Annotated in this window: 11 protein-coding genes and 2 riboswitches; all 11 genes read right to left on the bottom strand. The window is 56.8% G+C overall.

Annotated features, from left to right (window positions below; translation table 11 throughout):
- Positions 1-282 (bottom strand): nicotinate-nucleotide--dimethylbenzimidazole phosphoribosyltransferase (locus tag AB4043_RS01790; RefSeq protein ID WP_442306393.1); only part of this gene is annotated, 282 nt, incomplete at its 3' end.
- Positions 279-1,052 carry an ABC transporter ATP-binding protein gene (locus tag AB4043_RS01785; RefSeq protein WP_442298927.1) on the bottom strand — a complete coding sequence of 258 codons (774 nt, stop codon included), beginning with the start codon at positions 1,050-1,052 and terminating at the stop codon, positions 279-281. The genes AB4043_RS01790 and AB4043_RS01785, both read right to left, overlap by 4 nt.
- Entirely contained in the window at positions 1,049-2,149 is a 1,101-nt protein-coding gene (locus AB4043_RS01780) for a FecCD family ABC transporter permease (RefSeq protein ID WP_442306392.1), read from the bottom strand. The genes AB4043_RS01785 and AB4043_RS01780 overlap by 4 nt, the downstream gene beginning before the upstream one ends.
- Before the next feature lie 5 nt (positions 2,150-2,154).
- Positions 2,155-4,623 carry a TonB-dependent receptor gene (locus tag AB4043_RS01775; RefSeq protein ID WP_442298929.1) on the bottom strand — a complete coding sequence of 823 codons (2,469 nt, stop codon included), beginning with the start codon at positions 4,621-4,623 and terminating at the stop codon, positions 2,155-2,157.
- Between the two features lie 155 nt (positions 4,624-4,778).
- Positions 4,779-5,636, bottom strand: a complete 858-nt coding sequence (locus tag AB4043_RS01770; RefSeq protein WP_442298930.1) for an ABC transporter substrate-binding protein — start codon at positions 5,634-5,636, stop codon at positions 4,779-4,781.
- On the bottom strand, positions 5,633-7,021 hold the full coding sequence (locus tag AB4043_RS01765; protein WP_442298931.1) for a cobyrinate a,c-diamide synthase: 1,389 nt from the start codon (positions 7,019-7,021) through the stop codon (positions 5,633-5,635). The genes AB4043_RS01770 and AB4043_RS01765 overlap by 4 nt, the downstream gene beginning before the upstream one ends.
- Positions 7,018-7,581: a bifunctional adenosylcobinamide kinase/adenosylcobinamide-phosphate guanylyltransferase gene (cobU, locus tag AB4043_RS01760; protein ID WP_442298932.1), complete on the bottom strand. Its 564-nt coding sequence runs from the start codon at positions 7,579-7,581 to the stop codon at positions 7,018-7,020. Before cobU ends, AB4043_RS01765 begins: the two co-directional genes overlap by 4 nt.
- Positions 7,582-7,703: 122 nt before the next feature.
- Positions 7,704-7,872: riboswitch (cobalamin riboswitch) on the bottom strand.
- Between the two features lie 258 nt (positions 7,873-8,130).
- Positions 8,131-8,319, bottom strand: a riboswitch (cobalamin riboswitch).
- Between the two features lie 260 nt (positions 8,320-8,579).
- A complete protein-coding gene (locus AB4043_RS01755) occupies positions 8,580-10,304 on the bottom strand; it encodes a sodium:solute symporter family transporter (RefSeq protein WP_442306391.1) in 1,725 nt (574 codons plus the stop codon).
- A gap of 5 nt (positions 10,305-10,309) precedes the next feature.
- Entirely contained in the window at positions 10,310-11,275 is a 966-nt protein-coding gene (locus AB4043_RS01750) for a 3-hydroxyacyl-CoA dehydrogenase family protein (protein ID WP_442298934.1), read from the bottom strand.
- 24 nt (positions 11,276-11,299) lie between these two features.
- Entirely contained in the window at positions 11,300-12,394 is a 1,095-nt protein-coding gene (locus tag AB4043_RS01745; protein ID WP_442298935.1) for an alanine racemase, read from the bottom strand.
- Positions 12,375-12,794: IclR family transcriptional regulator (locus AB4043_RS01740; protein ID WP_442306390.1), on the bottom strand; the 420-nt coding region annotated here is incomplete at its 5' end. The genes AB4043_RS01745 and AB4043_RS01740, both read right to left, overlap by 20 nt.

The following is a 12,794-nucleotide window of genomic DNA, read 5'->3' as shown; positions in this document are numbered from 1 at the left end:
GTTCAGGACCATCTGATAGGTGACTTCCCGTGGGTAGGCGCTGATCCCTTCGGCGGTAATCCCATGATCAGCGGCGAAGACGAAGGCTGCTTTGCTCATCGGCAGCGCAATATCACGCTGGCGAATCGCGATGGCCTGCGCAGCAAGATCTTCGAGGCGACCGAGGCTGCCCAGGGGCTTCGTGAGGGTATCGAGATGTGCCAGCGCCTTCTGCCGCCACGACTCACTTGGCGATTCAATCGTTTGTGCGAGATTGCGCAGGGCGGGTGCTTCGAAGCTCATAAGGTTTCCACGGGATCAGATTGATGAAATGGTAGCGGGTGACGTCCGGAGACAAAGTTGAATGCCTTTTGAAGATTTTGTGCAGTAAGAATGTCGCTGGGGGTGCCGCTTATAAACGAGCTTCCGGGGCCGAGGAGATGTACTTCGGAGAAGTTCCCCGGAACCAGATGCAGATCGTGTATCGACGCGACGACGGCGAGTCCCTTACCTCGAAGACGATGGAGCAATTCCATCAGCTCAACCTGACGCCCTATGTCAAGATTCTGTGCTGGCTCGTCAAGCAGAAGAAGTTGCGCATCCTGGGCCAATCCCAGGGCAATTTTCACGCGCTGACGTTCGCCTCCGCTAAGCTCGTTGAAGATTCGTTTTCTGAGTCTGGCGGTGTCTGTCCATGCAAGTGCACGTTCGACGGCGGAGCGATCTTCAGCCAGCAGTCCTCGAAGCAGGCCGAGATACGGGGTCCTGCCTTGTGTGACGATCTGTTCAACGGTGAAATCAAACGGCACATCGAGTTCCTGAGGTACCAGCGCGACGAGGCGTGACCGATCGCGATGGGACAATACATTAACCTTATGTCCGTTCAGAAGTATCGCGCCTGATGTCGCAGCGAGCAGACCGGAGCTGAGCCGTAGTAGCGTTGTCTTGCCGGCTCCATTTGCGCCGATCAATGCAGTGCAGGTTCCGCTTTTTACCGAGAAAGAGATATCTTCGAGCACTTGTCGCCCGGGATATCGAAAGCTTACGTTCTCGAAACGCAGCAGTGAAGTCACAGTGCGTACTCCTTTTTCCTCTTCCGTAGAAGGTAGAGGAAGAAGGGTCCTCCGAGGAAGACCATGAGTATGCCTACCGGCAGTTCGGAAGGGGCAAGGATCGATCGGGCGAGGGTATCGGCAATAACCAGAAAGATGGCGCCGCTGATGACGGTTACGGGCAGCAGGCGCACATTGTCTGGCCCGAGAAGGAGGCGGGTGACATGAGGAATGATGAGTCCGGCGAAGCTGATGAGGCCTCCCAGAGATACCGCAAGTGCTGTCAGCAATGAGCCAGTGAAGATGATGGCGATCCGAGTGGCTTCGACTCTTACGCCCAGTTGGTGCGCATACTCATCTCCAAGTGCGAGCGTATTGAGCCGTCGCATGAGGGGATAACAGGCGATGAGAGCGACCGAGAACAGCATGGAGATGATTGCCAGCTGCCTCCATTCCGRAACACCGATGGTACCGTGAAGCCATGCGGAGACAATTCTGGCGCCCGACGATGAGTTGGGATCGATGAGTTCCAGCAGGTATGTGGAGTTGGTCAGCATGGTGCCGACGGCAAAGCCGGCCAGCAGTAGGGTCACACTATTGGTGCGCCCACGTGCTCGCGCCAGAGAGTAGACGATCGTCATCGTGAGTACGGCGCCAACGAATGCCAACAGGGCGGTGGAACTGAATCCGAAGAAGGTGAGTTGCGACAGAAATACAATGCCGATACACGCTCCGACGGCGGCGCCTCCGGATGCACCGATGATATAAGGGTCGGCCATAGGGTTGCGAAACAACCCCTGGAACATAAGTCCCGAAGCCGCGAGTGCGCCACCGACGATTGCCGAGGCCAGGATGCGCGGAAGGCGAATACTCAGAAGTATGGTTCTCTGTGTCTCCGTCAACCCGCGGCCTCGAAATATTGCAAGGACTAGATCGTGCGTTGGGATGTGAACGGCGCCAATCGAAGCAGAGGTAAGCAGAGCCAGCTGCAATACAAGGAGCAGCAAGCCCACAACCCCGAGGTAACCGAGGTTGCCCATTGAAGCGAACAGCCCACGCACTCGCAGAGCCACTTGCTCCTGTCCGGTCGCAACGATGCCAGCAGTGGGCACTCCCATCTTGTCTACCTTAGCTTCCAGGATTCGCCTCCGAACGTGATGTGTATTCCAGAGCGAAAGTTGAACGGGAGGGCAGGATATCCAAACGCCTCGTTGTAGTGTTCATTGAGAAGGTTCTGTACCTCGGCGTAGGCGGTCACATGATGGGCGACCCTGTACTCGGCAGTCATCTCCAGCCGCTGGTATGCACCGAGGAGGTTCTGGTTGGGCAGCAGCATGGGGCCCGAGAGGAAGTCGCTATCATCCCTCAGTCCAACCATAGTTCCGCTTAACTGGGCGTTCCAACGTGAACGAGTGTATTGCAGACCGAAGTAGCCTGTATTTCTCGCGCGACGGAACGGACGGTTGTTCTTGAGCGGCCCAGAGCTGCCGATGAGGATTCCCGGAAAGAGCGGGTTAATCGTGGGCTTGAGTGCGGATGAGGCAAATGAGTTCTGAACCTTTGCGTCGAGCAACGTGTAACCGCCGCGGGCGAAGAGGGATTTGCTGAGTTTTACCTCAAGTTCGATTTCCAGTCCCTGTGCCCGATAAGCAAGACTGTTCACATAAGCGCCGCCGGAGAAAGCCTGATCTGACGCTCCTGAGAAACCATTGGCCACGAGGTTTGCCTGGGAGACGAACTCAAGACCGTTGTTATATTCGTTATGAAAATAGGTTAGGCCGAGGCGGGCGTGTCCGCTTCCAAGCTCCTGCTCGACTCCGCCGTCATAACTGCGTGACTGCTCTGGACCTATTTGCGAGATCCCATACCGTGGGATCAATGCGGCGTTGCTGGCGGCGAGCAGTCCGTATAGGGAATGATTCTGGATATAGATGCTAGGTCCCTTGATGCCTTTGGAGAAGCTGGTGTGCAGCTTGGTGCCACCGAGCGATCCCTGATGAGAAGGGCGCACGAGGTAATATGCCGCCGAGGCCCGTGGTGTTGCCGCAAAGCCGTAGACGGCATTATTCTCCAGTCCGGTACCAACGGTATAGAAGAGGCGGCCTGCCGCGTCGCCCTGCACCTCAAGCATCGTTGAATAGTTGTCGCGGTTCGCGATGCCGAGAGGGCTACCTGTCGAAGCGCTGGTTCCGCGCTCATTCTCATATTTGAATCCGGCGAATAATAGGGTGTGCGTCGAGCGGCCGAAGATCGAATCCAGGCGGTAGTCCGATTGTGCGTAAACGAAGTCGCGTTGGCTGAGATTGTTCGTGATACTCGGATAGGTTCCGGGAAAGTTCAGCGTTGCCTGACCCGAGACGACATAGCCGTTCGCTCCGCGAATTGTTACGGGATTTCCAAGATAACTGGTGATTACACCGCTCGCATTCTTTACCGGATTGCCGGCGGGGTATGGTTTGTTGTACAGGTAGTTCAGGCGAAGGCCTCCGTACCGAACCAGGTTGTGCCAGCGTTCCGTCGTTCGATTTTCGAGTGTGCCGCCGAGAAATAGATCGTGCTCTGTCGAATACGCTGAGTCGGGAAGACCATAGAGAGCCAGTGCGTTTGGCTTGCCTCCGCCGGCGGAAACGTGGCGGAGCGTGAAGCGGAGGTCCGTGGTGGAGTTTGCCTGGAAGCCTAGATTCTCGGCGAAGGTAACATTGTGAAACGCGCTGGCTGCGACGCTGTTACCCGTATCGAAGCGCGCGAAGCTGGAGAGGTAGTCGAAGCGGTGGGCGGCCCCGGAGAGTATGGCCTCCTGTCGCCAGGTGTTGAAGTTTCCGCCATCGATTGAATATTCAAGTTGGGGAAGCGGAGTGGATCCACGGCGTGTCGTAAGAGAGACGACCCCAGCAAGCGCTTCCGATCCATAGAGCGCGCTATTTGGTTCACGAAGCACTTCGATGCGATCAATGCCTGTGCTGGCGATGTTTGCGAATTCAATCGAGCCACCGAGGTCATTCGCAGGGATGCCATCGATCAGCACTTTATTGGCGTTTGTATTGCCTCCGCGGATATAGAGCCCGCTGGTGCCACCCGCTTGTCCGGTTTGTGTGATCTGCGCTCCGGGCAGATAGCGTAATGGTTCCTGAATGTCGCGTGTGTGCTTGAACCATTCGCTGTCCAGAACTGCCACCGAGGCGGCGACCTGAGCGAGGGGTGTTGGCGCTCCTGAAGCTGTAACAGAGATCTGCTGCGTATCGGTGGGAGTCGCAACAATCAGATCCACCATAACGGAAACATTGGTGCTGAAAAATGTTGTTGCCGTGGTTGCAGCGCTGAATGTGGCAGCCGAAGTGCGCAGTTGGAAGCGTCCATTAGACAGAACCCGAACGCTATAGATACCGTGAGCATCAGCGATGTCTGTCGAGACTACTGATGAGTCGGAAAGAAGCTCGACCAGAGCGCCAGGAACAACTGCGCCGAGCGGGTCGCGAACAGTTCCGTACACAAGGCCACGGTCGCGCGTTGCATCGTGTAGGGGCTGGCCTGCGGAGGCTGGACTGGTAGCGATTTGAGAGAGGCCCGCAGACGCGATGAGCGAAAGACACAAGGAAGCTGCAACACGTTTTACGGAAGGCGCTCCTTTTCGAGACTTGCAGCATTTTGTACGGCATTCCAACATCTGTTTCATCAAACCTTTCAGTGAGGTATTCGTCGTGTTGTCCGCGGTATCTTGCGTGTTGTGCAACCTGACGGCAAGTGATCCTAAGGATGAAGTTGTTTTGTCAGATCCTCCAGGGCATCGATGGCGACGGGGCTGGGAAAGTCTACTCTCCTATCCACGTAGTAGACCCGACGGTTTTTGACGGCAGGCAGGGTGTTCCATCCGGGGCGAGTCTGCAGCGAGTCGAGCGTGACGGTGCCGCCCCGCATCATGAGAAGCGCTTCCGGAGCGCGGGCGATGACGGTCTCCATGCTGATGTGTGGCCATTCCTGGTTGATGTCGGAGGTGATGGAGCGGCCACCAGCTGCTTCGATAATCTCAGTAATAAACGCGCCCTTGCCGATAGTGATGACGGGGTCATAGGAGACGGGCATGTAGACATCAATGACCGGGAGCCCCCTCACCCTCATGCGGACGGCCTCGATGCGTTGCCTGAGTCTCTGGGATACGGCCAAAGCCTGAGCCTCATGTGCCGTCGCTTGTCCGAGGCTTTCGACTGAGCGAAGAATCCCCTGAAGGCCGTGCGGATCGACGATGTAGAGAGGCACGCCGAATCGCTGTAGCTGATTGAGGATCGCAGGTTGATTCTGACGGGGCATACCCAGGACAAGGTCTGGGTGGAAAGAGAGGATAGCCTCTACCGATGGGTTGCTGATAGATCCCACGCTCGGCTTCTTCGTGGCTTCCTCGGGATACTTCACATAATCACTGATTGCCACGACATCATTGCCCGCGCCAATGGCAAAAACGGCATCGGTGATGCTTGGGACAAGGCAGATAATGCGATGTGGATGGTCGGGCACTGTAACCACACGACCCGTCTCGTCTGTAACGGTACGAGATGCCACACAAGGAAGAGTCGCGATCAACAGGGCGAGAATAGCGAATGTTCGTCTCATAGAGTGATCCCATCTTGGTCTCTCGCGGAGCAGGCTGCTTCGACGAAGTACTTCGCCACGTGTGACGACGTGCGGAAGTGGAGATGAATATAGCTGGCGAGAACATTTCCGACGAGGTAGCCTTCTGCTTCCTCTCGCTTCGAGAGAGAATATTGAACCTGGTAACAGGTATCGGCGGCAGAGGTTTCGAGAATTCGTGAATAGTGAAAACTGTGACCCCGCAGTGTTGTGCCGGTCCGCCCAAGAAGGCAGTCCCGCGTGAGCTCTACGGAGACATACCCGAATTGAACGAGTTTGCCTGTCATTTCGAAGGTGAAGGGAAGAACACCGGCAAACGTAGCGACTGTCCCATCCACCTTTGCAATGGAGCGGGACAGGTAGATCATGCCTCCGCACTCGGCATAGACCGGCTTGCCGGAGGATGCGAAATTGCGTATCGATTGCAGCATCGTTTGATTAGCGCTCAATGCTTCTGCATAGAGCTCCGGGTACCCCCCGCCGAGATACAAACCGTCGAGATCTTCCGGGACAGCCGCATCGTGAAGGGGACTAAAGGGAACAATTTCTGCACCGCTGGCTCGTAGAAGATCGAGGTTGTCTTCGTAGTAGAAGCTGAACGCTTTGTCTCTGGCTACGCCAATACGCACGCTAGCGATCGGTGTGGTTTCGGCGGCAGAAGTGCGTTGTTTAAAGTCGAAGCCGCACTCGAGTGAGAGCAGCGCTTCCAGGTCGAGGTGTTGTTCGGCAATAGAAGCTAATCGTTCGAGCTGCTTTTCGGCAGAGTCGTCGCTGTAGTGTTCTTCGGATGTTCTGAGGCCGAGATGTCTCTCCGGGATAGCGATGGTGCGTTCTTGCGGCAGCCATCCCAGTACCGCCGTCCGGCACGACGAAGCGATGGACGACCGCAGCATCTCGAAGTGGCGCTGACTGGCGACGCGATTGAGGATCACACCAGCCAGACGAAGGTCAGGATCAAAGAGCTCAAAACCAAGCACCGTCGCGGCAATGCTGTGTGACGTTTTGGCTGCATCGAGCACGAGGACCACAGGAAGCCCGAAGAGCTTTGCGATCTCGGCGCTGCTACCGCGTTGTGTCCCATCTTTGCCATCAAACAACCCCATCATGCCTTCAACAACGAGGGCCTGAGCGCCTATTGCGGCTTCGCGAAGGACGTCCTGATTCGCGTCGATAGAGAGCATCCAGGTATCGATATTTCTGGCAGCCCGTCCGGCAATACGGGTGTGATGGCCGGCATCGAGAAAGTCCGGCCCGGCCTTGAATGGCTGAACCGTCATCTCCCGTCGCCGCATGATCGACAGAAGTGCAAGCGTGACCGTCGTTTTGCCTACACCGCTGGCGGTGCCGGCGATCAGGAAGCCCTTCATGCGCCGGCCTCGCGTGGGATGCTGCCTTTGAGAGCAAGTGGGAGGCCCGCGACCATGAACAACACCGTGTCGGCTACCGAGGCGACTCGTTGATTAATCTCGCCGACAAGGTCCCGAAATTGCCGCCCCAGCTCATAAGCAGGCACAACACCGCTGCCTACTTCGTTTGAAACCAGGATGACGGAGCAGGGAGCATTGTGCAGCGCCGAACAAAGCTGATCGATATAAATTTGTTGCTTGGAGCGATCTCCAGCGCAAAATTCCATCAGGTTTGAAGCGAAAAGAGTCAGGCAGTCGATGATGACGATCTCATGGTCCCTGCCCGATTGTTGAATCGCCTCTGCAAGCTGGAGTGGCTCCTCAATTGTCATCCAGTGCGAGGGCCGATCTGCGCGGTGGCGCTCGATCTTGGCTGTCATCTCCGGGTCATCACGGCGCTCGGCCGTAGCGACAAACGCGACGCGCTCCCTGTGTTCCGCGAGCTGTTGGGCATACCGGCTCTTCCCACTGCGTACGCCGCCGAGCACGAGAATCACGGAAGCAGCTTCTGAGTTCTGCATACATCGCTCCTGGCACCTGCAAATAAATCTGCAAGAACACCGAGCGGGATTGGTAATAGGCAGCTGCCACGGCAATTAGATCGCGCGTGGATAAGCTCTTCAACTCTCCCAGCGAAGTTGAATCAGCCCGATAATATCTGGCCGGTCTCCTGACTTGCGCTTCGCTGGACTAAGGCGGCCTTCCCCGGTTTTACCCGAGTGACCTTCAAGTGCCCGTCCTCAACGCTTACAGTTACGGGGTAGTGGCGGATTCACACCGCCTTCCCGAACACCAGATAGACGATTTATATCTTCGTTTCTAACTGCGGTCAATCGGGCAAATTACGAGCCAGAAGTGAGCGCTAGGCCGTATCATGCCGAGACCACCACCTTTTCTGGATCGAAGACTGGGCAATCCCGGGAGCTAGCCGAAGCCCTTGGGACGGAATTTTGGGCGCCAGGGCCGCGGCAGTAATTCCGCATAAAAAGCCACGTCGGCTCAACAGGGCATGACGGGCGTCGTCGCTGGTGATGCAGAATATCGGGCGCAAGGTTCTGTTCTCCGCAGAAATTGCAGCTTGAACCTCGGCAGGTCTCCTGGCTCAAAGACGATACTTCGTATCCGCTGCCATCCTTCCCCGATGAATCTCGAGTGGTCGTTTCGGCAGCTCATCTTTGTTACAGTGGCGGGACCGCGCCGGTCATTCACCGGACTTCCCTTTTAAGCCCTAGATGGGCACCGTGGATCACTTTCAACAGTACCATGCAGGCTGGTTTCTGAGCGGAATCGAGCGAGTTGCTGCATGGTCATTTCCTGGGCAACCAGCTCATTGACTCGCTGGGGGAGAAGACGTTCCCTTGACTCCCGAATTCTGGCAGGAGTTGAAAGCTGATGTCGCTCAGATCTTGACGAAGCATAGAAAAGGAAAAGAAGAGGGAGCGAGAAAGTAAACCTCGAGCGCGAATGGATCGATGGGGTTGAAAGAAACGGATCGTAGGTTGTGCATCTTCGATGGTTCTTACTGTGCCTGGCTTCTGGTCGCGGCATACCAACGCCAGGTGGAGGGTGCGCCCCACAAGAGGAAGCAGATGCCGATGATGCCGTCGAGCCATAGCGCTGTTCTGGAGTTGGCGAGGAAGCCGGAGGTTATCAGCAGAATGCCCAGGCTCAGCGTCGACAGGCCGATCGCAATGTCGGAGGGGCTATTGTGATCGTCGGCACGACCGGTGTTGAACACTGGGATCGGTGTCTGTAGGAGGTGGAAGAAACGGTCGGTTCTTACCTCTTCGTCAGGATCGGCAGGACGCAGCCTGCTGCCGAAATACATGCCGGCGCAGGTGATGAAGACGTTGATCAGAATGGAGTAGCCGGTAAGCCGGAGATCGAGTTCCTGCGATGCATGTTGTCCCAGGTAGGCGGACTTTCCAAGGTAGGTTGCAATGCCAGAAACAAGACCGGTTGAAAAACCAGCGATCACGCCGGAGGAGGAGAGTTTACGAAAGAGCAGGACGGAGAGTAGGGGCAACAGCGTTGGGGCCAGCAGGACTCCAAATGCGGATACCATGGTCTGAAAGAGCGATTCCCGTCTTGTCTGTCCAATCCATATGGCAAGACCAACGATGCATGTCCCCAGAAAGAGAGTCGTCAGACGGCCGATGGTGACGAGGCGGTCTTCGGAGGCTGCAGGGCGAAGGAGGCGCTGATAAACATCTTTCGTAAGCACGCCGGCCATGGCGTTCAAGTCGGCGCTGACCGTTGCCATGGTGGCCGAGAAGAGTGCCGCAACGATGATGCCGATCATGCCCGCGGGAAGCAGGCCGAAGACAAGATGGACATAGACATCCTGCGGCGGATTTGGTGCGGCGAACTGCGGAAGCACCTTTCGCGCGATCATGGCAGGGAGCAGCATGATGGGCGTTCCGATGAAGTTGAGCAGAGCGGAGAGATACGCCGCCCGTTTGCCGGAGGTCTCGTCGGGAACGGAGTAGAACTTCTGAGCAAAGGCCCAATTGCCGTTGTAGCTGATGCATACGATGACGAGATAGCTAATCAGGTAAACCCAGCCATACGGACCATYGGTGGGGTGCAACAGGTTCGCTGGAATAGCGTAGAGTGTCGGGAGTACACCGCCCAGCTTCCATATTGCGAGCGGTAAGAGCAGAAGGATCGCCATCGCCTTCATCAGGAACTGAAGGTAGTCCGTCACCACCAGGGCAAGCAGACCACCGAGAAGCGTATAGAGCACGACGATCGCTCCGCACAACTGGACCGCTGTGCCGATGCCGATACCCATACCTGCCGAAAGGAACAGGGCAGTCGTGAAGATCTTCAAGGAGTCTTCAAAGACTTTGGCAGGAATCGCCGACCAGGCAAAGAGCTGGCGGACCTTGAGATTACAGCGTTGTTCCAGGAACTCCACCGGCGTGATAATCCGCGCCCGCCGCCACCGTGCCGCGAACAACCAGCCACCGAGGATGCAGGCCGGGACGCTGGTCCAGAAGAGAAGAATGGCAACGAGACCATAGCGAAATGCGATCTCTGAGTAGACAACAAAGGTGAACGCGCTAAAGCCCGACATGTAGTGCGAGATTCCCGCCAGCCACCATGGGATCTGGTGATTGCCTGCGAAGTAATCTTCGGCGGAGCGTTGTTGCCGGCGGAACCAGAGCCCGATGAGGATTACCAGCAGGAAGTAACCCATGATCACGATGTTGTCAGACAGCGAGAGTCGGATCACCGGCATGGGACTCAGCGCACCTCATCCTGTCGGCCTAGAAGCGCTTCCTGGATGCCGTTGCGTACGATCCAGACGTTACGGCGATAGATCTCTTCCCAAGCTTGAGCCTGCGCTTCGGTGTAGTGAAAGAAGCCCTCGCCGCCACGAATGCCGGTCGCATTTTGGTCACGAAGGCTGGCGAGTGGTGTGGGAACGTCACTTGCATTCGAAAGGGTGGGAAGCACGGGTTCCATCGCACGGGCATAGAGTGTAGGGCCGCCGGTGAGGTCGATCCAACGGAAAGGGCCGCAGACGCTTGCCCAGAGGCCGAAGGAGTTCCGGAAGGAGCGGTCGATGGTCTCGGCATCGGCGACGCCGGTTTCGAGCAGATAGCATGCCTCGCGATAGACGGCATACCCGAGGCGGTTGGCGATGAAGCCGGGAAGATCTCGCTGCACGATACACGGATCTTTGCCGAGGTGTCGGGCCAACGACGAAGCCGCATCAAGAGTTGCCTGGTGGGTGTGCTCTCCGCGGATCAGCTCTAGAAAGCGCGTGGCATGGGCCGGTTCCGCCCAGTGCATTCCAACGAATCGTTCAGGATGTTTGCGGTGCTGCTGCAACAGCGAGATAGGGATGGCGCTGGTGTTGCTGGCGATCGGAGTCGATGGCGCTGCGACTGTTTCCAGCGCGTCATAGAGCGCGGCCTTCGCTTCCGGAGATTCAATGATGCTTTCGATGATGAAATCTGCCTCCCCCAGTTGCAGGGGAGAATCGACAACTGTGAATAGAGCCGGCCATGTATCGCTTAGGTGTGATGGAAAGCCTGCCAGTGCAATGAGTTCGTCGATGGCTTTTGCGATGGCCTTGCGCGCAATCTCGACTTCTTCAGCGACGGGTGTGTAGGCGATGACGGGAATCTCATGCGCCAGCAAACATGCGGCAATTCCACGGCCAAGCAGACCAAGGCCTGCGACCGCAACACGGTTTGGTTTCATAGCGACCCCAGGAAGACGAGTGATTTACTGCACGCATCCGCGTGCGACGACGGTCCATATCTGCTCGACCATCTCTCCGCGGATGCCGTAAATGGTGTTGTGCATGTTGATGGTGGTGCAGACGTGATTGGGTACGATACGCAACCGCTCTCCAATGGAATATTGGCGCTTGCTGGCCGAAATGTCGAGATGCCCGTGCTCCTCGGACATGGCGTAGAAGACAGCGTCCTTGTCGGCATACACGATGCCAAACCCGACATGGTTTCCAGTGAGTAGCCGGTCTGACGAGAAGGTCTTCGATCCACCGTCGAGAATCACCCGGTCGTGCACGGCTTTGCTGACAACGGTTGTCAGTACGGTCAGCGCGCAGTCATCCAGCGTCGCGAAGCCGCCTGTCACCAGGTTGCGATCGTTCAGGAGGTACATGCCGGGGCGCAGCTCTGTGAGGTGAGAGAACTCGTGCGAACGGTACGCCATAGGGGTGGATCCACCGCTGACGACGGGAATCTCAAAGCCCGCTTTAGACAGCGCGTCATAGGCGCTCTCGACGCGGACATTGACCTTCGGCAGTAACTCATTCTGTTGTTCCAGGGGTACCATCATGTGACCCGGGTAGAACATCAGACCGCCAAAGTGCGCGCCGGATAGCCTCTCGATCTCGTGAGCGAGTTGGACCAGAGACGCATCATCTTGCAAGCCACATCGTCCGAAGCCGACATCGATCTCTACCAGGATGGGGAGGTCATAGCCACGATCTTTGGAAGCTGATGCCAGTACATGGGCGGCCTCCAGAGAGTCGACAGAGACGGAGAGGCGGGCGCGATCCGAGAGCGAGAGCAGCGTATCCGCCTTCTTACGCGAGACGATGGGATAGGCGACGAAGATGTCATGCACGCCCCCTTCGGCCATGACGACCGCCTCTCCGGGCTTTGCCGCTGTTACGCCAATGGCTCCTTTGGCGATTTCTCCGAGGGCAATGGCGGGTATCTTATGTGTCTTGATGTGTGGCCGGAGTGCCAGGCCTTTGGAGTGTACATAATCACTCATGCGCTGCGAGTTGCGCTCGAGGATATCGAGATCAACCAGTACCGAGGGCGTGTCAAGCTCGCTTATATGCATCCTGCTCCTTCAGGTAGCCGAGGGCGTAGGAGATATTGAGAGCACAGGCTTTGATCTGTGTCTCGAGCCGATTGATATTCTGCGTGTTGATACGGTGCACACTGCCGGAGATACTGACGGCGGCGACAGCCGAGCCGGTCTCATCGAAGATAGGTGCACCGATGCAACGCCATCCAAGCTCCTCTTCTTCATCATCGATGGCGCACATCTTTTGACGAATGCTCGCGAATTCGTCTTTCAGCTTGCGAAGAGATGTAATGGTGTTCTCGTTGTGCCGGGGGAACTTACGGAACTTGAAGAGGGTTTCCAGCTCTTCTTCGGAGAGATAAGCTCCGAGAGCTTTGCCGACGCCGGTACAGTGAAGCTCCATTCGCTTACCGCGCCAGGTGGCGAGTGATTC

Origin of the sequence: Terriglobus sp. YAF25 (assembly GCF_052113305.1) — a bacterium.
Taxonomy (GTDB): domain Bacteria; phylum Acidobacteriota; class Terriglobia; order Terriglobales; family Acidobacteriaceae; genus Terriglobus.
Note: the sequence above shows the minus strand (reverse complement) of the source record. Positions and strands in the feature narration are given on the sequence as shown.

Excerpts from the sequence above, each read along its gene's own strand:
- AB4043_RS01765 (WP_442298931.1), bottom strand. The coding sequence starts at position 7,021 with ATGAAGGGCTTCCTGATCGCCGGCACCGCCAGCGGTGTAGGCAAAACG.
- cobU (WP_442298932.1), bottom strand. The coding sequence starts at position 7,581 with ATGCAGAACTCAGAAGCTGCTTCCGTGATTCTCGTGCTCGGCGGCGTA.
- AB4043_RS01770 (WP_442298930.1), bottom strand. The coding sequence starts at position 5,636 with ATGAGACGAACATTCGCTATTCTCGCCCTGTTGATCGCGACTCTTCCT.
- AB4043_RS01745 (WP_442298935.1), bottom strand. The coding sequence starts at position 12,394 with ATGCATATAAGCGAGCTTGACACGCCCTCGGTACTGGTTGATCTCGAT.
- AB4043_RS01750 (WP_442298934.1), bottom strand. The coding sequence starts at position 11,275 with ATGAAACCAAACCGTGTTGCGGTCGCAGGCCTTGGTCTGCTTGGCCGT.